This window comes from Vibrio sp. T9, from assembly GCF_003123985.1.
In the GTDB taxonomy this organism is placed as follows: domain Bacteria; phylum Pseudomonadota; class Gammaproteobacteria; order Enterobacterales; family Vibrionaceae; genus Vibrio; species Vibrio diabolicus.
This window is the reverse complement of record NZ_NIGY01000008.1, coordinates 245,142-267,872: the sequence shown is the minus strand read 5'-3', so window position 1 is coordinate 267,872 and position 22,731 is coordinate 245,142. Positions and strand designations below refer to the sequence as shown.

Here is a 22,731-nt window from a genome sequence, read left to right as displayed (position 1 = left end):
CGGATGAGACCAGTATTTATCTGGCTTCTAATTTAAATCAACACAATCTCGATAGAATGCTCCCTCACTATCCAGAAACAATCTGACTTCCCCCTCATTCGTAACCAAGAAGATAACAACAAGCTCACTGGCATCGTTATTAATCAGTAAAGATCTTAGCCAAAAAGTCTCCTTACACTCCAAAGGTGCTAGCGCGTCAGCTCCTTCAAAGATGACAAGTGTCTTGCGTCTACAATATTTTTAATGAGTATTCCAGATGGTTGATTTAGAGAGCGGTCAAGTTTCCATCTTAGTTATCTGTGATCATTTGTAGTCTCTAAATAGACAAAGGCGAACCGTTTGGTTCGCCTTTTTGTTTTTGGTGTGCCGCCCTAGCATTTGTTGATACATCAAGAAGGAATGATGGCTAGTTATTGTTTGAGCAAAAGTGATTTAGAAATATAGTGACTTCTGAGAACCTTAAAAGCTTGTTGGAAACTCCTCATGAACACTATGTTATGCAGGTAATGTGTAGTTTCTCAGTTCAGTTGCAGTAAGTCCCATTTATTACCATAGAGATCTTGGAACACCACCACTGTCCCGTATTCTTCCACACGAGGCTCTTCATTAAATACAACACCATTTTTCTTCATCAACTCATAGTCACGCCAGAAATCATTAGTTTGCAGGAACAAGAAAACACGACCACCTGTTTGATTTCCTACTGCGTGCGTTTGCTCCGGTGTACTCGCTTGAGCCAAAAGAAGGTTTGTACCATTGGAGTTTGGAGGAGAAACTTGAACCCAGCGTTTACCACCACCTAGGCTGGTATCTTCAACCAGGGTGAATTGAAGTTTTTGAGTATAAAATTCGATAGCATCGTCGTAATTTTCAACGACTAGAGCAATGTTTCCGATTTGCTGCTGAACAGTTTTGGCCATGATGATTTCCGCTGTGTTAAAACGCTAATTGTACGCTATTTTGAGACTTTTCTAGAAAGCACGTAACGCCTTGCAAAAGTGTAAGGCACACAATACGAATGTTTACGCATAGCATCAAATAGACATCCTTTTTCGCTTTCTTCGTTCACTCCTTTATCTAACTTTATTGAGTGCATGTCGAAAATCTTCAATCTTTTGCTAAGAGCGTTTTTTATTATGTGAAAAACAGAGGAGAATGACCATGAAAAAACGACTCAACTATATTGAAGTAGCGCCAAAGGCAATAGAAATCCTATACGCTCAGGAAGCTTACTTCCATGAACAATTTAGCCAATCAGAAACCATGAACATGATCATATGGGAACTGGTTAAGTTACGCATATCGCAAATCAATCAATGTGCATTTTGTATCGACATGCATAGTAAAGATGCGCTTAAGTTAGGTGAAAAGCCGGAACGCATATGGGGGCTTAGTGCATGGAAAGATATGCCATTCTACAGCGATGCAGAACACGTTGCACTAGGCTGGGCTGAATTACTAACTGCTGGCCGACCAGTAGATGATGATACCTATCAGCTGACCTTGAATACCTTCGGAGAAGAAGCTATGGTCAGCCTAACAATTGCGATCAACGCGATCAACAGTTGGAACCGAATAGTTAAGGCATTTAAGCCAAAGGTTGGAGTCTATAAACCTAGATAATTCTATCTGACAGTTTTTACTTATAAGTCACTGCTTATTCCTCAACTTAATATGATGAAAAGTACATGTGTATCACTTTCTCATTTAAGTTGAGGTTAAATAGGATGATTCATTTGAACTTAGAATTTGATATTTTAAAACCTCAAAGGGCTTTAGCTGGCTATGTTCAAGCCATTTGGTCAGCATCCGTCAAACCTGATACGACGCAAACCGTACGTAAACAATTACTCAGTGATGCTGGTACAGGTGTGGTATTCATTTTACAGAATGAAGTACAAATGGATGGTGAGTGGCAAACGCCAGGGGTTGTCCTACTACCTGTAAGCATTCTGGCACATCAAGTCTGCCTACCGCCAGGCGCGGTGATGACTGGCGTACGCTTTCATCCTGCTGTTGGTTATCAACTATTTGGTAAACGCCTAGAACAGCTATTGCGGATTCAAGATGACCACCCTTTGGCTTCTTCTGCGCTAGCAACATTTGAGTCTCTGCAAACAGCGCGTTCGCCGTCTGCAAGGATTTCTACTTTGTATCGCTGGGTTCAAGCACTGATTGAGGAATATGAACCACAGTACGTCGGCCACATCATTGACCAGCCTACAGGGACGCTCAGTCAGCGCCAGAGAGAGCGCAATTTTCAGAAATGGTTGGGGATTACTCCTAAACATTACCAACGCATTAAACGAGTGAAGCACACTTTAGAGCAACTCCGAGCGCAACCCGATCTTACTTTATCGGAGTTGGCGCTGGAGCAAGGTTTTTCCGATCAATCACACATGACTAGAGAGTGTAAGCAGATTGCGCGCATGACACCGAAGCAGTATGTCCGAAAGAGAAATCTCTAAACCCTATTAGCTTTCTACATCAAACCCAGTTGATTCAGAATCAACCAAGCACTTGTTATGATGTTCGATATATATCACCTACTTTTCAGATCGCTCATTCCAGCTTGATGTGAATTTGTTAGCTCGCTTTTGATGCCGCGTGCTGCTCTACCATAAACGCGATCACTTCTTCGTTTAAGCAAGATTTGCTGATGTATTGGCGTTGTTTACCAAGGTGAAGGATAAAGCCCAAATCAGTTTGTTCGAGTTGGTCGATATCATTCCAAGCGAGGCTGCGGTCAACTTTACCACTTTTGTAGCGCACGCCATCTGCATTCACTTCAAAAGCCACTTTACTGCCGCGACTTGAGCTGATGGTTTGACGCCACAGCCACCAAGTTCTTTTGAAGTAAACGCTGCACGCTTCAATCACACTCAATACGATAAAGAACCAACCGACATAACCGTTAGGTAGCAGTTCAAACTCCAATAAAACCACACCAAAGATAAGAAACAGCATCCCTTTTAGGTACGCCTGTGGAAACTTCGTTGGTTGGCTAGTTTGATCATAACACTCAGCAAAGAAAGGTTTGTCGAGTATGTATTCTGTAGTGAATTCGAAATCTTTAGACATGTATGGTTACTTCAAGGCTTCTGTAAATGAGTAATCTTGGTTGCACTCTCGCAACGCCTGCATTGTAGCGCTTCTCGGGATTTATCTTTAGTCCTTTTGATTCTGTTTTGTAAATCAATGATACCGCCACGCAAAAAGACCTCGATGCACTCGCCAAGATCAAACAAGGCGAACCACTTGGCTCGCCTTGTTAATTAATGGCCTGTGTTAAGTAATAACCTATGTGACTTCTTGAGTTTTCTACTTTAGAGGGTCGTTGTCTGGCAATGCACTGTGTATCCATACTGCCAGTCGGTGTTTGATGCTTGCGCCGTCTAGCTTACTTTCCGGTAGTGGCGTTATCTGTTTTGCATCGACCAAGAATAGGTAAATCGCTTTTACTCTTAAAGGCTGAGGTGACTGTGGGAGATCAAAGCCTTGCAGCTTAGCCATCTTCCCACCAATCTCTAGTGCCTTTTTAACCAGTTTGTCTTCATTGTGAAGCTTGGAGCTTTTTGACATTGATAAATCCTCTTCTTCGCTTCAATTGAGGATACATGAAGTGTCACGTATGGCGTGTTAGTAAGCTCTCATATTGATAAGTTTATGCCTTGCTTCCGAGTTGCTGGTTGAAAAACGACCTTTTTTCGAGGCGTATTTTCTGTGTATGCCTCCGAGCTGCAACTCCGAGTGGGCTTGAGGGCCAGCCTCCGAATGATTTATTTAGAACAGAGATCATGTTCACCGTAAACGAGCCATTTCGGTAAATATGCGGTTTCCGGAATTGTCCAGCCATACTTATCGTATGCCAATGCAGCAAGACCAGTCAGTCTTAGAGAAACATTCCCTTTTGGCGAATAACGAAGATCTTCATTCATGTAAAACTGGTAATGAGCCTCTAACGCATCTCTCAGCGCTTCTTGATAATGTGCCTCATCGCCATCGATAATGGCAACAAACACATTCACAAATGGAATAAACAAAGAGTGTACATATGGCACCCTGGTTGATTCTAAATATTGCGGGGAGGATTTCTCCATCACAGTTTGCAATAACTCAGGTAACGCTGATGAATTGCTAAATACACCGCTAACGAACTCGACCAGCGCAACATCGAAAGGATCTTTTAAACGCACTAACGACTCATCCATGATGGTCATCAGCTCTACGCAGCGCCAATCTCTCGCTGCCATCGCTAAACAGATTTCATCCAACCATGCATCCATTGTTCCTCCTGCAACAGAACGGTTACCCACTTCCGAAAAGTGTCGGTGCCCAACGGAGAATTCAACAACTTGGTCTGAATGATTGGCCAGTAAGTATACGTTATTCAGTAACTCAAGCGCTCTTTTTATATAAGCTGGCGAGGCCTGATGTTGTCCGTATTTTGAAGCAGTGAAGAATGCATCAAGCGAATACCAAGCGTCGCCTTTCATTCTTTTGAGAGGCTGCTGATAAAAAGATTGTTTTTCATCAAGCATTTCTTCCCAGAAGTTGTAGAAATCTTCATCTTCCTCACGAAAAATACGCAATTTTCTTTCTTCAGGTATCTCTAAATAGTGATTTTTCATTTGTTCCATCGTTCCCTAGCCTCGCATTATAAGTTGTTCTAATTTTTTGCCGTGATGATATTCATCTTCAAAATCAAGCCGTGAATGATGCCGAAGTTGATTTATAAAATCAATTTATAATCAGTATGTTGCATCGAAAGTTAATGCTTAATTGAAATGAATCGAAAAGCCGAAAAACATTTGAAATATAAGGCTACCGCACAAGCCGCGATGGGTAAGCCAGAACGTACCTGTCCATAAACAGTGGACGACGAAAGCTGACTTTGTGGAGTAAAGATAGACAGATATTCACCATTGTGTTCGCCTTTCTTTTTCTGTCGCTTTCGATAATACTCTTGCGCAATATTACTCAGCTGGAAAATTTTATGCCTCAAGCAAACTCTGTGGTCGTACTCGACTTTGAAACCACAGGTCTCTCTCCTACTTTAGGTGATCGCGCAATAGAAATTGGTGCAGTAAAGTTAGTCGATGGCGAGGTTGTCGATAGTTTTCAGCAACTCATGAATCCCGGCTTCAGAGTGAGTTCTTTCATTGAGAACTACACCGGCATTACTAACAATATGTTGCGATCGGCACCAAGCTGCGAAGAGGTAATGGCGTCATTTAGTGAGTTCATTGCAGGCGAAAACCTTATCGCTCACAACGCGTCCTTCGATAAACGATTTTTAGATGCAGAGCTTGAGCGAATCAACTGTGGTTATTCGGGTGAGTTTGCTTGCTCCTTACTGGTAGCAAGACGGCTCATTCAAGATGCCCCATCACACAAGCTAGGTGAACTTGTTCGCTATAAAAATATCGACAACGACGGTGTTTTCCACCGTGCACTAGCCGATGCGCAAATGACAGCCAAGCTTTGGCTCTTAATGGTCGAAGGGATAGAAAACTCAGGTATCGTTAAGCCAAGTTTTCAGTTGATGCAAACGGTTAGTAAAACAGCAAAAGGAAAAGTCGACCAGCTACTCGCCAAAAGCCGTGCTTAACCCCCTCCTAGCTAAAAGCTGATTCTCGTCTCTTAGACGTTTAAGTGATTTTCGATGCGATATTGGCTATCCCAGTGAACTTCCTACTCCGAAAGCGGCAGTTCACTGGTCTCACCAACCAAACTCGCTTACTATGCCAGTTACCTAAAACGCTTTGTGAGTCACTCATGAGCCGAAAAAATAACAAAAATCTCAGCATTCTTCTTAAACTCAACACCTTTATTGCACCTTATAAATGGCGGGTTGCGGCGGCTTTGGTTGCCCTTGTCGCGACAGCAAGTTTGACGTTATCCGTTGGCTATGGAGTACGTATTCTTATCGACCAAGGCTTTGCTCAGCAATCATTGCAAGAGCTTACCAATGCGATTCAGTTTATTGTCGGTGTCACATTGTGTATTGCCATTGGGACCTTCTTTCGCTTTTACCTTGTCTCTTCCGTAGGTGAGCGCGTCAGTGCGGATATTCGCCTTTCAGTGTTTAACCATGTGATTACGCTGCATCCGAGCTATTTTGAGACCAACAGTAGCGGCGATATTATGTCGCGCCTAACTACCGATACCACGTTGCTGCAAAGCATTATCGGTTCATCGTTCTCAATGGCGATGCGTAGCGCTTTGATGTGCTTTGGTGCCATCATTATGTTATTCGCTACCAACGTTAAGCTCACGCTGATTGTGCTTGCTTCTGTGCCTTTGGTTCTCGTTCCGATTTTGTTTTATGGACGACGCGTGCGTGCGCTCTCTCGCCAAAGTCAAGACTCAATGGCCGATGTCGGCAGCTACGCAGGTGAAGCGATAGAACATATTAAAACCGTGCAAAGTTTTAGCTCAGAGCCGTACGAACGAGCGGCTTTCGCTGTCGAGGTGGAAAAAGCGTATGAAGTGGGCAGACAGAGAGTAAAACAACGCGCAATCCTGATATCAGGCGTTATTGTGATTGTGTTCAGCGCAATTGCAGGCATGCTTTGGGTTGGCGGCAGCGATGTGATTCACGGAAAGATGTCTGCGGGAAACCTAGCAGCGTTTGTGTTTTACGCCATTATGGTTGCCTCATCGACTGCAACCATTTCCGAAGTCATGGGTGAACTGCAAAGAGCCGCAGGTGCTACCGAGCGACTGATTGAGATTCTTCAAGTAGACAGCGATATTAAAGCGCCAAGCAACCATTTGCCTGTCCGTCCGGATATGCCTGCTGAGGTTAACTTTAATTCGGTGAGTTTCAACTACCCTTCTCGCCCAAATCAACCAGCTATCAAAGAATTAAATCTAACCGCAGAACAAGGCAAAGTATTGGCGTTGGTTGGCCCTTCTGGTGCAGGTAAAACAACACTATTCGAATTGCTGCAACGCTTTTATGACCCACAACAGGGGCAAGTGTTGTTTGGTGGCGAAGATATTCGACAGTTCGACCCAAAAGAGCTTCGACGCCAAATGGCACTCGTACCACAACAGCCAGCGCTGTTTAGCCATGATGTGTTCCACAATATTCGCTACGGCAATCCAGAAGCCACGGATGAACAAGTCATCGAAGCCGCCAAAAAAGCTCATGCCCATGAGTTTATTGAGAAGCTTCCCGAAGGCTATCACAGCTTTTTAGGCGAGCGCGGCGTTAGACTATCAGGTGGTCAAAAGCAGCGCATTGCGATTGCCCGCGCGATTCTAAAAGATCCAAAAATCTTACTACTAGACGAAGCTACCAGCGCCCTTGATAGTGAAAGTGAACATCACGTTCAGCAAGCACTTGAAGCACTGATGAAAGGACGCACAACACTTATCATTGCTCATCGCCTTTCGACTATCCAACATGCGGATAAAATAGCGGTGCTGGACAATGGTGAGTTAGTCGATGTTGGTAACCACCAATCATTAATGCAAAGCTGTGAGTTGTATCAGCGACTCGTGGCGTTACAATTTAAGCACTTAGAGTAACGCCTAGTTAAGCCCTCAAGAATAAGCAAAAACGGACCAAGTGATTTAATGCCAATAGCTTAACGATGTTTTTGTGTCATTCCAGCGAGCCTTGGCGAGACTAGGAATCTAATAGCAACGTGCTGAGGAGTGGTTAAAGAGACAATTTTGACCATAAAGAGCTAGGATAGAAGATCCTATATCACGCACCTTCGCCGCTGTACAAGATAACGAAATACAAAAAGATGCCACTCGTAGTTAAACGAGCGGCATTAAACCAAGTGGTTCTCGTTTTAATACAGGAACTCCGGTAAGAATCCAGTAACCAGCGTACTCTCCCTTCAACTAGAAACACTCATCCCCAAGTACCATATAAAATCCAATCAACTTCATTTGTAACAAGTTAGGTTTCAAAAATAGGAAATTACCACTGTAAAAATTCACCGCGTTTTGTCTTGCTGCCTATGGTTACAATGTTCGTGAAATCAATGCCTTTAAACCAAGTTACAAGTAAGTGGCACCGAGATGAACAGTGAAGCGAAACAACTTTTTTATCATTTATGTCAGCAATACGATGCGCTTTCTCAAGAACTAGAGTCTCGCGCGTTTCCTGAGTTTTCCGAGACCATCACTCATCCGCTTGGACACTGCTTTGTCCGTTGCCCTGTTGGCAGTCAGCGCTTTTCCATTGTTGCAGTCAACTTTGCGCCCTCCGTTCGCGGGCAAGGTGTGCTTACTGCATTTATCGACTACATTAAAAGCCATCCATATCATTACCAAGGCGTTGAAGTCGCTATCATTGAAAACAAAAGCTTAGCAAAACGACTGTTGTCTCTTGGATGGAAGTACAAGTCTCTGTTTGGCAAAGTTTTCTTCGCCAGCAAGCCGACCCTAGTGAAGGACTTTCAGTCTGCGTAATAGTTATTACGACACCACATCGGCATCCAAAGCAAAACCATCACTCAAAATCCGTAAGCATATTTAGAAAAGTTTGGCGATCTTCGGTTGTACTACCTCGATGAGCAGTGTATTCAACATGCTCGTTCGGGCTAGCTTTGGGTGATAAATTGATGCCCCACAGCGCGTTAATTTGGTTTGGAACGATGGAGTAACGCACGTCAACAATTCGCATTTCGTTATTCGGGTCTTGCGCTACAAAACCATTTGAAAACCAACGGAAACGTTCGATGTCTTTCGCTTGCTGCGATTGCGGATCGAGCCATGGAAATTGAGTCTTCACATTGAGCTTTGGTGTGGATTCGCCTGGGTAGATTTTTATTGAACGCCCCACTCTTACCGCATCCACATAGTAGTTATCTTCCGTTTCATAAATCACTTTCCAGACCAAAAGGTTCCCGAAGGTTGGTTTTGCTTTTAGCTGCACAGCGCTGTGCTGTCGCTCTTGGACGATTTTCCATCCGGCCACTTCTGCTCTATCTCGTTGAATAACCCCAAGAGTCAGATAAGCCAGAGACCATAGAAATGCGACACGCGCGTAATTTCGATTTCGCTTCAGTGCGGCAAACAAAAGCAGGATCAAAATAGGAAATGTGAAAGCGGGGTCGATAACCGAGATTGTGTTCCAAGCATAGCGTGTGTTGCTTATCGGCCAAAAAAGCTGAGTCCCATAGCTGGTGCAAGCATCTAACAGCGCATGGGTGCTATAACCAAGGGCACAATAAAACCAACTCTGCCGGAAGCTTAGTCCTCGCTTTTTTGCTAACAACGGATACAACACTAAAGCACAGAGAAAGCTGCCAAAAGGGATAAACAACAATGAATGGGTAAAGTGTCGGTGATATTCCAAAAACAGCAATGGGTCAGTTGATGAACGGATAAGTACATCCAAATCCGGTGCCATCCCTGAAACCACGCCTAACACGCCAGCAGCCACAATGTGCCGCTTGTTACTTGCAGACTGTGGCAAAGCAGCGCCAAGTAAACCTTGCGTTAACGGGTCCATTATTTACGCCCGCAACGAAAATGTAGCCGAGATAGAAGGCATATACGCTTCAAAATAGGCTCAAATTTAAAAACCAGAACGTTCTCCGACATAAATTATCCGTATTTAAGTGGATTGGAAATCACGGCTTAATGATGCATTAAAGTGTTCGAAAACAAATGCTTTGATTTTAGTGTAAGAAGGAATCGCCCTATTCGCTAGTGAGAAGCGAACCTAAAGCGAGGCTTGTGGTGTACGTCAAAAGTCCAAAACAGCGGATTTTACAGACGCAAAATAAAACAAGGCGAACCAGATAGCTCGCCTTGTTTACTGAACGATTAACGACAAAAAAACCTTAGTCTTGAGGGTTTTCTTTCGCGTTGATTTCAGCGTAAGTGTGCAGAAGCTCTGTCAGAGTTTTCACCCAAGCAAAAACATCCGAAGGGGTATTTTCGAGTAGTTTTTCCACTAGTGCACAGTGTGTTTCTAGCGTGATTGCCTCTTCCAAATGGAATGAAATCGCATAGAAATGCCAAAGAACCAGTCGCGTCATTCGCTCGCTATTTTGCTTTGCATTGTCTGAGTCATCAAACGCTTGTTGAATTTCACTCAGTGCGATTGCTGTCATGCGTAGCATTGCATCAAGACGTGCAGACAACATACGGTCTTCGCTATCCACTTCTTCTTGATCAAAAGTAAACAGCTCATTCATCACGTCTTCTGGCACCATTTTACTGATCATGCGAGCACTAAACTCTTCCAGTTCATGGCGAGGCATGGTTACAAGACAATCGAAGGTGTAATCACGAAGCATAAAATCACTCTAGGTTGGAAATCAATTTTAGCCACGCATTCTAAATACTGAAATCTCAATTGCCAGCGTTTATTTCTATTGGGCTACCGAAAAACTACAGAACACCGTTGATCGCAATACCAACACCAATACGCTGCTGATTATGATCATAGTCAATCAAGCTCTTACCATACCCCGTCGAGTACTGTGCGTATCCCTGAAGTTTGCCCCAGATCGGAAATGACACCCCTAATTCGGCAAAGCCTTTATGCGTTTGGAAGTTCTGGCGGCCTAAGAAGGTAAACTCATAACCATTCCATTTGTACGCACTCGATAGCTCAAAGTGCCCCATGTAATCTTCGATATCCGGGTTATCATCACCTTTAGGATCATTCGGAGATGTTTTTTCATCCTCAGGTATACGCCACCACGGTTGAAGAGAAACCGCAAAATTGTCTTTCGCAAAGGTTAAGTTGGCGTAAACACGATTCCAACTGCGCGATAACTCTTGTCTCTGCCCATTCGACTCATGTTCAATACCAAAACCTAACCAAGTCGAACCATCAAGTGGCTTCCAGTCTGTCGGGGTATAATAAAAAAGCTCAGGACGATAATTGGTTTCACGAAATGGACGCGATGCTGCTCCTGTATACACCTGCCAAAATGACTTTAGCGTCATACCAAAGAACAAACCATCCCCATCAAACAACAAATCGTCGTAGTTCATTGGCACTTTAAAACTAATTTGGAACTCCGCTTCTTCCTTACGCAGCTCATCCCCGTACTTAGTGTCCGCATAAGCACGCTTATTTACGCGATCACTGTAAGTGAACGGCAAGATGTAGTTAACACGATGCGCTACCAAACTAAATGGTTCAAAGGCGTTTTCTCGTTCTGACTCCAAACGCTTGTCGACCAAGCTTTCCTGAAGCTCCTCAGGTTCTTCAATTTCTGGATCTGCGGGCACTGTACTTGTTACTGCATCAAGCTCACACTGCGCGCGAATGCTCTTTATGGTTTCCTCACCTTTGCTTTGCTTGATTTTGTCTAGCAAACATAAATCATAAGCACTGGCTGTTTCTCCCATCGCAACTGGCGCTGCCAATAAGCTCAGTATTGATATCCCTGCCACTTTTGAAGCCATCTGAAACCCTTAATATTCTTTATGTCAAACCAGATAATTTTAATTTTTCTTGGTAAACCGCTTGCCATTCAGGCGTTAAGGCAATGTTAAATTTTCGCCGACTTTACGTCTTGGATAAATACGACAGACCTCAAACATATCGGCCCACTATGAGCAACGCGCCAAAAACGACCAAGAGTTGAGCATCATAAATAAAAACAAAAAAGACTCGTTTGCATGATGCTCATATTCCCTATGCAAAATACTGGCTCGCCACTTTGATTGCAAACCCGGCTATGAATAAACCCAAGCCGTAAGCCAAATGCGCCAATGTGCTAAGAAAACGGGCTTTCCAAGGTGTTGGGGTTTTACTGGCAGCAAAACCAAATCCTAGACAAGGTTGAATGACAAAAAATGGGAACACCAACGTGACCACACCAGTGGCTAAGCCGGGCACTAGACTAGGCTCTATCAACCAATGATGCCCAAAAGCAGCAATGTGAGCCAAAGCGAAAACAACACCAATGGCATAGTGCAAAAACCAACCGAGTGCTTTTTCTCCCGACATCGGGTCTGTTGCCATAATTGGCGCATGCATAAGCTTTCCTTTGGGCATGTACAAAACCCAGCGCGCGACCAATGCATAGTTTAGTGAGGGAATACCAAACACTCTCCTTTGTAGCCAAGCCCATAAATCCATTATCAAAGTCGCACCAATCCCTATTAGCGCCGCTTGTAATCCTATTAAAAACAGCATTTTTCGCTCCTCAAGTTTTTGATTTGTTAAGGTCTTAGTTGCATGCTACAACTTAAAGCCAACTTGAAGTCAATGAGGAATAATATGGATATTGCAGAAGTGGTTAAAAAATCAGGATTGCCGACCTCAACGCTCAGATACTACGAACAGTTGGGGTTAATTCGCTCGATAGGAAGGAATGGATTGAGACGTCAATATTCACCAGAGGTACTCAATAAACTCAACATCATTAGTTTGGGGCGTATCGCTGGAATATCACTTAACGAAATGGCAGAAATGTTGAATCACTCAGAAGGTTCAAAACCATACATTGATCGTGACTTACTGGCGAAAAAGGCGCTTGAAATTGATGAGCAAATAACACGTTTGAAAGCGGTGCGAGACAGCCTAAACCATGTTGCCACCTGCCCTCATGAGTCACATATGGACTGTTCTTCATTTCAGAAGCTTATGAAGATCGTGAAGCGTTATGTCCCCAAAAAACAGAGATAAAGCACTCTACTTATTCTTGATGTAAAAGGAAGTAACTCGCGGTTGTGAGTTACTTCCTTTCATATTACTTAGCTTGCGCTTTTACGTACTTCTTCACTTTTTTCATCGCCATTTTTTGCTTTAGCGGTGAAAGATAATCAATGAACAAGTTACCAGATAAGTGGTCGATTTCGTGCTGCATCACAATCGCTAAGAACTCATCACTCTCGATTGTAATCGGGTTGCCATCACGGTCTAGTGCAGAAACAACAACTGATGTGTAACGCTCTACATCGGCATAGTATTCGGGAACAGATAGGCACCCTTCTTGACCAAGCGCTTTGTTTTCTCCGCTCACAACTTCTGGGTTGACTAAGATTAAAGGATCATTGCGTTCGTCAGAGATATCGATGACAACAACCGCCTCTTTTCTACCAACTTGGGTTGAAGCTAAACCGATGCCATTGCCCGTTGCATAAAGTGTTTCTAGCATATCGTCGATCAACGTTTGTATTGTCGATACGTCAGTAACTTTTTCTGCTTTTACTTTAAGTCTTGGGTCTGGAATGGAGAGAATTTCGAGGACTGCCATACTTACCTTTCGTTATCTGTAAATCGTAATTTCCGGCGAATTATACACACGTTTGGGCAGACATAAACAGGTTGAGTTTTCGTGGAAATACCGTTTCGTCTAAAACATTCGATTTTGCTAGAGACCAAAGAGGCACAAAGAAAGAGAAGACAATAACGCCAGCACGATATGGCTGGCGTCTTTTTTACGTATCTATCTTTGAGCGTTCGTTATTTGTGAGTTACGCACTCTTTTGCGCTTTTAGCAAAACCTTAATCGCCATTTTTTCACCACTCTTGAAAATAAAGTACCCGAGACAAACGGTTATTAACGTTAATACAACGATAATAATACTGAACCAGCCTAGTTCCGCTATCAGTTCAAATATAGAGATGCCCAAAAACATTAAGATGAGAGAAAACACCAATAAGCTCGATAAATTCCAAAGCAGCACTGAATACCATCTCGTTGTCGAAGGCATTATATTCCCTGTTTTATAGCCAAAATAATATCCTACACTCATCGCTGGTATTAACGTTCCAAGAAAGCCGATACCGTTCATTTCCATGCCAGAAATGTACTCAATAATAAATAGCAGTATGGCCAAACAAACTGATGCCAAACACAAAAGCGACGTTACAAAGAGCACCGAGGGAGCGTTGTTTTCTGTTGAGTAATTATTTTTCGATTCCACTTTCATTTCCTTCCATTTATTTGAATAAAATAAGCGTGTTAGATCATGCTTCCGCTTGGACAACCTAGAGAAACAACACCGCCATAACTCGTTGTGGGTGTAGCTACCATGACTAAATCAACAGGAAGAAACACAACGTCCGTTGCTAACGACAAAGGGATGTCAATCAATGAAAGTGGGTATAACGCGATGGAAGTAATATCAGATCTTAAATAGCAAGGTTGTCGTGCGACTGATAACGCGGTGCCTGAAAACGGCTTTCCGTATCCGCCACCAGCATGCGCATCTATAGACGAACACCCCACCATTAAAGATGCTGACACCACAAGAAATACAACTTGTAGCTTTTTAAATATATTTATTTTCATTTAACCTAGATTCCAACTAACTATTATTTTTTAAAACTAAACCCTCTCTCAAATTGTATATTCAATGAATTTACTCATATGGGCCTAGTGCAACCATGTTAATACGTTCTATGTATTAGAAACAATTCATTTATTTCCAATAGCACCCGTGAGTTCATGCGACGTGACTAGAATCGCACTTAATTTTTTATGCAAGCACCAAGTTAAGCTCAACCTATTCGCTTTCCCGTTGGAGTCGCGTACCTTTCATCTGATGTAAAAAAGCCACCAGAACCATTTGGCTCTGGCGACTTTTGTTTTTATCGAAAACTCGATTACTGCTGTAGCTTCGCTTTGGCTTCTACTACTTTGGAGAAGTCTAGGCCCAGCTCTTCCACTGCTTCTTTAATCAGTACAGGGTTTTGCATTACCTGCGCCATTAACGCTTGAAGCTGATCTTGTGGCAGACCTAGTTGGCTGATAGTTGCCATTGCAGCCAAAGGGTTTTGAGTTAACGCCTGAAATAGCTCGTTGATTTGCTCGTCGCTAATATTGTTTTCTTTCAACATCGCAAGAATCGGGTTCATCAAATTACCTTTAAATACTATGTAAAACAGACCCGCAGTTTACCATTGGGTTTTGTTAGTTTGCACGCAGACTTTAACCACCACACCACCATCGACCAAGTTATGGTCGAATATTGGTGAAGGTTGCGGTAGTGACTCCATCACTTTGCGACGAAAGCGCTTTTATATCCGCGTTAAAGTAATATGGATTAAGTGGCATTTTACTCTCGGCTGGTCGCGCGTAGTAAAGCTTGGCAGGCTGTTTTGCCATTTGTTGCGCGTACAAATACCCGACCAACGCATGTTCAAACTGGTGGTAACCATTCCCCCAATGGAACGCTTTGGTTGATTTAGGATTCAGACCAACACCTCCGTACTGATGATCCACCCACACGTCCATAAAGGTGGGTAACGTGTATTGCAACGTTTCTTTCATCGAACCATCGACAAGAGAAACCGTCATCGCCGCTTGATCGAGTTCTGTCCATTCCCAAGACGAGATATAGTGCTTGTGCGGTCTTGATTGCCAAGCAGGAATGCTCTCTTGCGTCCATTTACTCTGCCATTCTGGTGAGAAGAGCGCTTTGACTTGCTCAAAGTTTTGCTTGTATTGCGCTTGTTTAAGCGTGTGTTTCATTCCTTTGAAACCAAACTCTGTCCAATTGGAATTCTCCAACAACTGACCAGTGAGATACGTCATCCAATACGCTTTGATGGTGTGTCCAAAATCATTGTGTTTCGCATCTGGCATCATTACCGCTTTGTGATGTATCGCGCCATAAAAGCGCTGCTCTTTGTCGGAGTGGTAGTTATCCAGCATCACTTGCGTCAGCCATTGCAGATCTTGCTTCCACTTGGCTTGCGCTGGCTCTGGTAAAAGTGGCGCCGTTAACAACAGGTAGCCATTGATTTGGTCAAGTTGAGCGACTAACTCTTGCTGCTTCTCACTTTCTCCATCACCATCTTTCAAAACCCACGCCAAACCGCGATCATCGCTTCGTCGGTATTGTTTAAATATAAACGCTTGCTGGTCGATAAGTGCTTGTTCAACCTTTGGATCTTGCGTCAAGTAGTAGTACATCGCCAAGCCCACCAAGGCGTAAGCTTGGTCTTGAGAAGTTCGCTGTTGCCACTCCATCCCCGGTTTTCCACTACGCGTAAAGCTCACAAAGCCGCCGTTTTTATCATCTTGTAGATGATCAATCAGGTAATAAGCCCCTTTCTTGGCTAGCTCTAATGCTTGTTTGTCACCCGTAAGATGAAAAAACACGCCATAAGCGTAAGTTTGGCGCGATTTCATGCGTGTGTATTCGCGATCGAAGTGCGGGCTAATCCACCCTTTGTTTAATTCTTCACACGGCTTTTGTGGGTCGAGAATGACACCGTTATCACAACGAAATGTCGGAAAATTCCCCGCAGGTTGCCCATGCGCGCTTTCCATCATCCAATATGGGGCTAGGCCATTCGTCACATGGTTTAACCAATCATCCCCCGAAGGCAGCTCCACATCAGCAAAGCTGTTCATGCTCGTCGTTGCGAGCAATATGGTAAGATATTTAAAAGACATAATACTCAATTAAGTTATTGAATTTTATCCAGTATAAATAACTCCCTTTACGCATATTGTCGTCGTGGTCACAATAGCCTTACGCATTTGTTTGCATTATTCATCTGTCTGCCTTATTCGATGACTGAGTCGAGAATAAACGCCGCTCTGTCTTCGACTGACATTTTGGGCACTTCGATCAATTGATAACCAAACTTGTGATAAGCGTTGACCATCTGTTTATGCGTGGCGACCGCTTCAGAAAAATCTTGCTTTCGCTCTTCATCGTTGCTGAATATCGACGACCACGGTGGAAAAATGAACACTTGAGAATGATAACGAAGCGTCTGGCAATGCGTGATGAGCTCATGCGAGATTGGCAATTGTTCCAACTTGCTGTAGCCATATACGTCCACAATACTGCGATCAAAAAACACGTCCCCTTGGTGGGCATTGAAAGCGAGGTAATTGCTCACTTCTGCCTTCATCATTTCGTCTCGAAAGGCTTGTTTGTCATTCCAAGGTAATGCTGAACCGTGATTCGCAACCTGCCTTTGTATTACGTGACGACCTGTTTCTGGCGAGCAGATAAAGCCTTGTGTTTTTAGTTGTTCGATTACCGAGGTTTTTCCTGCACCGGGACCACCAGTGAATACGATGAGTTTGTTCAAAATCTTTTCCTTATTTTTTGTTTGAGTGAAGTAATGCGTGTACAGCCAAGAAAATTGGCATCATCTGGCGTTTGAAATTGGCATGGCATTTGGCACGCCAGCGTTAAGCGAGATCGGCAGTCGAAAGTTTTGGGATAGAAATGAGCAGTGAAAAATATTGATGAAATGAAAGCTTAAACGGCGTGTTCAGCGTTTATGAAAACGGAGGAATTTTGAGCGAATCAAACTTGCCCAAAATATTGGGTTGGGAAATGGAGAGATTGGATCATCAGGTTAACGCGTCAATTGGCTTTCTATATCAAGAAGATGGCACCTAAGCCTAAGAACGCAAAGAAACCGACGACATCGGTAACGGTTGTCAATACTACCGAGCCAGCCACGGCGGGGTCAATGTTAAACTTTTTCAACGTGAATGGTATCAGCGTACCCGATGCCGCAGCCGCCAGACTATTGAGAAAAATTGCGCAGCAGATAATAAGCGCCAATGGCCAAGAGTCAAACACCATGTAGACGACACCCGCGATGACTAATCCCATGATCAAGCCATTAATGGTGGCGATTTTTAATTCCTTATTCACCAATAGCTTCAAGTTACTTTGGTGCAAGTGGTTCAATGCGATACCCCGAATGGCCACCGCTAAGGTTTGGCTACCTGCGATGCCGCCCATACTCGCCACCACGGGCATTAAGATAGCAAGCGCTACAACTTGCTCGACCACATTATCAAAAATACCAATGATGGCAGAGGCAACAAAAGCGGTCAGCAAGTTAATCACCAACCAAAGTGCTCTTAGCCTTGTCGCCACAGTTAATGGTGTAAACAAATCCTCTTCGCTTCGTACGTTTTCTGCCACTACAGCTTGTAAGCTGAGTTCACGCAAAGTAATCGTGATGGTCGCCATCGACAAAACACCCATAATTTTGCCACCAGCCATGATAGGAAACCAATGCGCGCCACCATCAATCGAGACCTGTTTACTGACGCTTTGAATCGTTTGGATATCTTCCAGAATTGGCGTGACCACGGTCAAGTCTGTGAGTTTGGTATGGTTCTCATGCAGCAACAGGGTTTGAGGTTCTATCGTCCCAATAACGCCTCCGACATCGCGCACAATGATCAATCGCACCGGGCTTTGTCCACGTTTTAACAACTCGGTTTTGATGCCTCCTACGCTGTTTTTAGGATTTGCGACTAAAAAATACGGCTCGGCATATCTCCCCACTTTATTATCTTCATACGACAATGCTTGTTGAATGTGCGCGACCGACTCTTCACTTTGGTCGATAAGGTACTCATCCACAAATTCGGTCGGTAGAAAGTCTGCAAAGATGATCAGTTCCGAATCCGTGATGTACGCTAAGCGTTCATGTTGCAGCTCTTTGTTGAGTGATTGATGAATGTGCTTGGCGGTGTCGTATCTCAGCAAATTTAATACGGTCCAGTACTTCTCTGGCGGCACCGCTTCTATCACGCGTTTACGATAAGCAATGTTGACCGACTCCAAAATGTTCGCGATTTGCGCTTCCTGATAGTCTTTCAAAAAACTGAGGTCTTCGGTCGACTCTATCGCTTTAATGATCTCGGCAAGCAAATGAGGCACTTTGCGATTAATCTGTAATTGGCTGGAATCTATCATCATTGTCACCGATTTCCTTAGACATCACGTTAGTGTCAACACGATGTCTATTATCTAAAGGCATGAGATCCTGATGTTAAAATTCTAGGCAATGGCGCGCACAATTGCGGAATTTATATTTTGCTCGCAGAAACAGAACGTCTTTGCATAAGGGGATGGTATAAACTTTTAGTGTGCATTAGGCGCATTTGCCTCGTTTGATAATGGAGTAATCAATGGCACCAGTATTTTTTCTGACTCAGCAAGCCGCCTTACCAAGTCGTAAGGTGCTTCGTAAAGTGATTCAGTTTGCGACAGCGCTGGCTCAACCCATCGTGGTATTGGTGGAAGATCACCGCCGGAGTGAAGATCACGCGTTCGCGCATTTCCTTAGTTTCAACTCTGACCATATAGAAAAGAGACAAGCTGAGTTTGAAGCTTGGACATCAAAATTTAAAGACTTCGTTATCGAACTTTGTGAAGAAGAGGAAGTTGAAACGCCAACACTCTCTTATGAGCATTTCAAAGGGAGTCATTGGATTGTTCAAGTCGCGAAACGGCTTGTCGACGACACAGATTTACTGCTCGTGGGGCATTTTAACAAGCACGACATTCAAACCTTACTCACCGAGCTAGCAAAAAACGATTGTGATTTATTGCTATTAAGTGAGCGTTCATGGCCTTCTCACGCCAACATGCTTTGCGCGATAGATCCGCTTCATCGCGGAGATGCAAAGTCGGTCGTAGATAAAGCCATCGTATCGCGAGGCTCAAAGCTAGAAAAAACCTTGAGCGGAAAAATGACGTTAGTTTACTGCCGCTACGTTGCGCCTTATCTGTCTCGCTATCGTGCAGAGATTTTGAGCAACCAAAAAGCAGGCATTACGGACTTTATTACTGCGCAAAAGTTAACTCAAGTACCACTACTGCTGCCAGAAGGAAACCCTGAAACGGCGTTACCAAAAGCAGTTAAGCAATCACAAGCGGCAATTCTGATTATGGGCGCGTGTAAGCGAAGCATGTCATCCCAATTTTGGTCTGGCAGCACTGTAGACACGTTACTTGATCAACCTCCTTGTGACCTGCTGTTGGTCAATAGCACGAAGGATTGATCAGGCTTCCCCATTCCGCCGCATCTTAAATAATATCACGCGCAGTTATTGGCTCTTCATGGTCTCTAACTGCGCGGCTTCATGTTCCGCGTTCAAGGTTTGTTTCTGCTGCTTTTTAACCTCATCCCAACTGCGTCCCGACTCAATCGCAGATACACGCTGCTCGTATTTGGCGCAGGCTCTTTCGAGTACTTTCTCAGGAGCTATACCCTTTTCTCTTTCCAACGCTTTTAATACGTTAAGATAGTTCCACAACACATCGCCTAACTCGTCTTCCAAATGACAAAGGCGGTTCTCACGAATCTCTTCACGGACTTCATCGACTTCTTTGCCAATGGCCTCCAGATAAGTCTCTACGCCTTTAAACCAAGTGTTGGTTTGGTCATATTGAGATTTTCTCGTCGCAATTGCGTACAGCTCATCAAATTTCTTCATTATCTCTCCGTAGAACGAGTTTTTATTTACGCCTCTTTAGGACGAATAAACTTCCCTTTTGCCGTCACTCTAACTTCATTATTGACCAGTAATTGAGCCACCAGTTGATATATACCGCGGCGTTCACCTTCACAGTGTGCAGTAATCGAGACATGCTCATCTAGCTCAATAGGTGCATGGTAGCGCACATCCAACTGCGCGGTAAGGGCTTGAATGTCTCTAAATAACAAACAGTGCGTCATTGCACCATCGAGCAGCGAACTCGCAATGCCACCATGCAACAGGTCTGTGTAACCTTGATGACGAGGTAAAACGTGAAACTCTCCGACAACAGAACCATCGGCTAGACACTGGTAGTTCACAGCCAAAGAGTTCGGATTCGCATCGATGGAAGAACAAACCGCACATTGATAATGAGCTTCGTGAGTGGAATGAAAGTGACTATTTGCGGACATGTTAAGTACTCGGGTTGTAAAAAGGAGTAATTAGCATATGCCAATTATTAAAAAGAAATGGCGAGTAATCTTTGTTTGCACGTTGTAGGGCCAACAACCTCATTATCCATAACGTTAAATAATCATTTTCATAATTAACGATAATTTCCAGTTTATTTAGAGTGGCGATAAGGTTTGCATTGTGATTACGCAACGTTATGAAAGGCGACTTATGAAGTTTCTCCACACGATGATCCGTGTTGTTGACCTAGACAAATCTATCGAATTTTATACAAACGTTCTGGGAATGAGCGTTTTGGATCGTTTTGAAAACCAAGAATACCGTTACTCACTGGTGTTTGTTGGTAGCCCTGATCAACCAGATGGCGCGACCATCGAGCTAACTTATAACTGGGATGCCGGCAGTTACGACTTAGGTAACGCATTCGGACACATGGCGCTTGGGTGTGAAGACATTTACGCAGCTTGCGAACAAATCAAAGCGCTTGGTGGCAACGTCACTCGCGAACCCGGTCCAATGAAAGGAGGAGAAACGCACATCGCCTTCATTAAAGATCCCGACGGCTACCCAATCGAACTGATTCAAACTGAACAATAACGAGGTTTCCTATGACAGACGCATTATTTCAACCGATTCAACTTGGCTCTCTCTCATTAAAAAACCGCATCGTTATGCCTCCGATGACGCGCTCTCGAGCCTCTCAACCGGGTAATGTCGCCAACGACATGATGGCCATCTACTACGCTCAACGCGCCGAAGCGGGATTAATTGTTGCTGAAGGCACGCAAATTTCACCAATGGGTCAAGGCTACGCGTGGACACCGGGTATTTATAGCCCAGAGCAAATTGCTGGCTGGAAAAAAGTAACTGATGCAGTGCACGAGAAAGGCGGCGTTATCTTCGCGCAATTATGGCACGTTGGTCGTGTGACTCATCCTGACAACATCGGCGGCGAGCAACCTATTTCTTCTTCTGCGCTTAAAGCAGAAAACGTGAAAGTATTTATCGACAATGGCACAGACGAACCTGGCTTTGTCGACGTGGTTGAGCCGCGTGAAATGACCAAACAAGACATCAAGAATGTTATTGAAGAATACCGCCAAGCCGCATTAAACGCGATAAAAGCTGGGTTTGATGGTGTCGAACTTCATGCAGCAAATGGCTACTTGGTTAACCAGTTTATCGATTCTGAAGCGAACAACCGCACTGATGAATACGGCGGCTCAATTGAAAACCGTCTGCGTTTTCTTGGTGAAGTGGTCGAAGCGATGACGCAAGCCATTGGCGCAGAGCGTGTTGGTGTTCGCCTTGCACCATTCACTTCGTTAAACGGCACCGTTGATAGCACACCAGTCGACACCTACACCGCTGCTGCTGCGCTGCTTGATAAACTCAATGTGGTTTACATTCACTTTGCAGAAGTGGATTGGGACGACGCGCCAGACACTCCGCACGACTTTAAAACCGCAGTTCGTGAGGCGTATAAAGGCACACTGATCTATGCTGGTCGTTACAACGCAGAAAAGGCGCAACACGCGATTGAGAGTGGTTTAGCCGACATGATCGGTTTTGGTCGTCCGTTTGTTGCAAACCCAGACTTACCAAGCCGCATCAAGCATGGCTATCCACTGGCAGAACATGACCCTGCCACATTGTTCGGCGGCGGTGAAAAAGGCTTAGTGGACTACCCTGCTTATCACGCGGGTTAACTCATCTACGTAAAGCCGATTCGCAACTCGCGACAAACCAATAGCTAACCCAAAAGAACCTTGCTCTTCCCCCTGTAACGCCAAGATGCAGGGTTCTTTTTTAGGCTAAGCCACCAAGAATTAACGTCTTTGACAAGATGTACAACCTCGGCACGCAGAGCGCGTCGTTTTACTTAGTAAACTGCGTTGTACTTTACAGTAGGCGTTTTTCAGTGCGCGGCGGCCTGAAAACCAATCATCCGGTTTAGTGAGGATTAAGTAGCCATTAAATCTCTTAACCAACTCGGTTCGGTTGTTTTCGATAAATCGGCTATCAAACTCGATTTCGAAGTAATTCAACGCTTCTTCGATACAAGTAAAGCTGGCAATTTTTTCCTGAATCGTATTCTCTGTCATTGTTTCTT

Annotated in this window: 27 protein-coding genes; 9 read left to right on the top strand and 18 right to left on the bottom strand. The window is 44.0% G+C overall.

Translation table 11 applies throughout. From position 1 onward, the window contains the following. Positions 1-518 precede the first annotated feature (518 nt). The gene (locus CBX98_RS17950) at positions 519-920 is read right to left on the bottom strand and encodes a VOC family protein (protein ID WP_109169928.1); all 402 of its coding nucleotides are present in this window, start codon (positions 918-920) and stop codon (positions 519-521) included. A gap of 241 nt (positions 921-1,161) precedes the next feature. On the opposite strand from CBX98_RS17950, the gene CBX98_RS17940 reads away from it, so the two are divergent. Together CBX98_RS17940 and CBX98_RS17935 are read left to right on the top strand one after the other, a co-directional pair. After that, complete coding sequence (locus tag CBX98_RS17940) at positions 1,162-1,623, top strand: carboxymuconolactone decarboxylase family protein (RefSeq protein WP_109169927.1); 462 nt, start codon at positions 1,162-1,164, stop codon at positions 1,621-1,623. 104 nt (positions 1,624-1,727) lie between these two features. Further along, the gene (locus tag CBX98_RS17935) at positions 1,728-2,468 is read left to right on the top strand and encodes a helix-turn-helix domain-containing protein (RefSeq protein ID WP_172605993.1); all 741 of its coding nucleotides are present in this window, start codon (positions 1,728-1,730) and stop codon (positions 2,466-2,468) included. A gap of 118 nt (positions 2,469-2,586) precedes the next feature. On the opposite strand, the gene CBX98_RS17930 is transcribed toward CBX98_RS17935, so the two are convergent. The 3 genes from CBX98_RS17930 to CBX98_RS17920 form a co-directional block, all read right to left on the bottom strand. After that, positions 2,587-3,081, bottom strand: coding sequence for a YcxB family protein (locus CBX98_RS17930; RefSeq protein ID WP_109169926.1), 495 nt, complete (start codon positions 3,079-3,081; stop codon positions 2,587-2,589). A gap of 240 nt (positions 3,082-3,321) precedes the next feature. After that, entirely contained in the window at positions 3,322-3,582 is a 261-nt protein-coding gene (locus CBX98_RS17925; RefSeq protein WP_005376453.1) for a DUF5062 family protein, read from the bottom strand. Positions 3,583-3,779: 197 nt separating this feature from the next. Next, a complete protein-coding gene (locus CBX98_RS17920; RefSeq protein WP_109169925.1) occupies positions 3,780-4,640 on the bottom strand; it encodes an immunity 49 family protein in 861 nt (286 codons plus the stop codon). A gap of 356 nt (positions 4,641-4,996) precedes the next feature. Between CBX98_RS17920 and CBX98_RS17915 the strand changes: the two genes are divergently transcribed. The 3 genes from CBX98_RS17915 to CBX98_RS17905 all read left to right on the top strand — a co-directional run bounded on the left by CBX98_RS17915 (position 4,997) and on the right by CBX98_RS17905 (position 8,436). Further along, positions 4,997-5,611, top strand: coding sequence for a 3'-5' exonuclease (locus CBX98_RS17915; RefSeq protein ID WP_172605992.1), 615 nt, complete (start codon positions 4,997-4,999; stop codon positions 5,609-5,611). 167 nt (positions 5,612-5,778) lie between these two features. Continuing rightward, positions 5,779-7,539: an ABC transporter ATP-binding protein/permease gene (locus CBX98_RS17910; RefSeq protein WP_109169923.1), complete on the top strand. Its 1,761-nt coding sequence runs from the start codon at positions 5,779-5,781 to the stop codon at positions 7,537-7,539. Positions 7,540-8,043: 504 nt separating this feature from the next. Continuing rightward, on the top strand, positions 8,044-8,436 hold the full coding sequence (locus CBX98_RS17905; RefSeq protein ID WP_047008310.1) for a hypothetical protein: 393 nt from the start codon (positions 8,044-8,046) through the stop codon (positions 8,434-8,436). Between the two features lie 40 nt (positions 8,437-8,476). Here the strand turns inward: CBX98_RS17905 and CBX98_RS17900 are convergent, their stop codons facing one another. The 4 genes from CBX98_RS17900 to CBX98_RS17885 all read right to left on the bottom strand — a co-directional run bounded on the left by CBX98_RS17900 (position 8,477) and on the right by CBX98_RS17885 (position 12,133). Beyond that, positions 8,477-9,481: a metal-dependent hydrolase gene (locus CBX98_RS17900; protein WP_109169922.1), complete on the bottom strand. Its 1,005-nt coding sequence runs from the start codon at positions 9,479-9,481 to the stop codon at positions 8,477-8,479. A gap of 334 nt (positions 9,482-9,815) precedes the next feature. Then, positions 9,816-10,274: a hypothetical protein gene (locus tag CBX98_RS17895; RefSeq protein ID WP_005486552.1), complete on the bottom strand. Its 459-nt coding sequence runs from the start codon at positions 10,272-10,274 to the stop codon at positions 9,816-9,818. Between the two features lie 94 nt (positions 10,275-10,368). Continuing rightward, positions 10,369-11,397 (bottom strand): phospholipase A, encoded by a 1,029-nt coding sequence (locus tag CBX98_RS17890; RefSeq protein WP_006742284.1) that lies wholly within the window; start codon positions 11,395-11,397, stop codon positions 10,369-10,371. Between the two features lie 232 nt (positions 11,398-11,629). Beyond that, positions 11,630-12,133, bottom strand: a complete 504-nt coding sequence (locus tag CBX98_RS17885; RefSeq protein WP_109169921.1) for a DUF2938 domain-containing protein — start codon at positions 12,131-12,133, stop codon at positions 11,630-11,632. Positions 12,134-12,217: 84 nt separating this feature from the next. Here CBX98_RS17885 and CBX98_RS17880 point away from each other — a divergent pair, with 84 nt between their 5' ends. Then, entirely contained in the window at positions 12,218-12,625 is a 408-nt protein-coding gene (locus tag CBX98_RS17880) for a helix-turn-helix domain-containing protein (RefSeq protein WP_172605991.1), read from the top strand. Between the two features lie 64 nt (positions 12,626-12,689). Here the strand turns inward: CBX98_RS17880 and def are convergent, their stop codons facing one another. The 7 genes from def to CBX98_RS17845 all read right to left on the bottom strand — a co-directional run bounded on the left by def (position 12,690) and on the right by CBX98_RS17845 (position 18,639). Next, positions 12,690-13,196 carry a peptide deformylase gene (def, locus tag CBX98_RS17875; RefSeq protein WP_005395192.1) on the bottom strand — a complete coding sequence of 169 codons (507 nt, stop codon included), beginning with the start codon at positions 13,194-13,196 and terminating at the stop codon, positions 12,690-12,692. Positions 13,197-13,416: 220 nt separating this feature from the next. After that, a complete protein-coding gene (locus CBX98_RS17870; protein ID WP_172605990.1) occupies positions 13,417-13,875 on the bottom strand; it encodes an ABZJ_00895 family protein in 459 nt (152 codons plus the stop codon). A 32-nt stretch (positions 13,876-13,907) separates the two neighbouring features. Further along, positions 13,908-14,237 (bottom strand): YceK/YidQ family lipoprotein, encoded by a 330-nt coding sequence (locus tag CBX98_RS17865; protein ID WP_080253353.1) that lies wholly within the window; start codon positions 14,235-14,237, stop codon positions 13,908-13,910. A gap of 314 nt (positions 14,238-14,551) precedes the next feature. Continuing rightward, positions 14,552-14,803 (bottom strand): DUF2999 family protein, encoded by a 252-nt coding sequence (locus tag CBX98_RS17860; protein ID WP_005395194.1) that lies wholly within the window; start codon positions 14,801-14,803, stop codon positions 14,552-14,554. Positions 14,804-14,903: 100 nt separating this feature from the next. Then, positions 14,904-16,349 carry an AGE family epimerase/isomerase gene (locus CBX98_RS17855; protein WP_172605989.1) on the bottom strand — a complete coding sequence of 482 codons (1,446 nt, stop codon included), beginning with the start codon at positions 16,347-16,349 and terminating at the stop codon, positions 14,904-14,906. 113 nt (positions 16,350-16,462) lie between these two features. Further along, positions 16,463-16,999: an AAA family ATPase gene (locus CBX98_RS17850; protein WP_172605988.1), complete on the bottom strand. Its 537-nt coding sequence runs from the start codon at positions 16,997-16,999 to the stop codon at positions 16,463-16,465. Positions 17,000-17,292: 293 nt separating this feature from the next. Next, entirely contained in the window at positions 17,293-18,639 is a 1,347-nt protein-coding gene (locus tag CBX98_RS17845; RefSeq protein WP_172605987.1) for a magnesium transporter, read from the bottom strand. A 212-nt stretch (positions 18,640-18,851) separates the two neighbouring features. Between CBX98_RS17845 and CBX98_RS17840 the strand changes: the two genes are divergently transcribed. Beyond that, the gene (locus CBX98_RS17840) at positions 18,852-19,727 is read left to right on the top strand and encodes a universal stress protein (RefSeq protein WP_109169917.1); all 876 of its coding nucleotides are present in this window, start codon (positions 18,852-18,854) and stop codon (positions 19,725-19,727) included. Between the two features lie 45 nt (positions 19,728-19,772). Here the strand turns inward: CBX98_RS17840 and CBX98_RS17835 are convergent, their stop codons facing one another. Further along, positions 19,773-20,162: a MazG nucleotide pyrophosphohydrolase domain-containing protein gene (locus CBX98_RS17835; protein ID WP_109169916.1), complete on the bottom strand. Its 390-nt coding sequence runs from the start codon at positions 20,160-20,162 to the stop codon at positions 19,773-19,775. A gap of 26 nt (positions 20,163-20,188) precedes the next feature. After that, entirely contained in the window at positions 20,189-20,617 is a 429-nt protein-coding gene (locus CBX98_RS17830) for a PaaI family thioesterase (protein WP_024702912.1), read from the bottom strand. Positions 20,618-20,828: 211 nt separating this feature from the next. Between CBX98_RS17830 and gloA the strand changes: the two genes are divergently transcribed. Continuing rightward, complete coding sequence (gene gloA, locus CBX98_RS17820; RefSeq protein WP_109169914.1) at positions 20,829-21,215, top strand: lactoylglutathione lyase; 387 nt, start codon at positions 20,829-20,831, stop codon at positions 21,213-21,215. Between the two features lie 11 nt (positions 21,216-21,226). Next, entirely contained in the window at positions 21,227-22,327 is a 1,101-nt protein-coding gene (locus tag CBX98_RS17815) for an alkene reductase (protein ID WP_109169913.1), read from the top strand. A gap of 120 nt (positions 22,328-22,447) precedes the next feature. Here CBX98_RS17815 and CBX98_RS17810 read toward each other — a convergent pair whose 3' ends face one another. Continuing rightward, positions 22,448-22,723, bottom strand: a complete 276-nt coding sequence (locus tag CBX98_RS17810) for a nitrogenase-stabilizing/protective protein NifW (protein WP_005454233.1) — start codon at positions 22,721-22,723, stop codon at positions 22,448-22,450. Between the last annotated feature and the right edge of the window lie 8 nt (positions 22,724-22,731).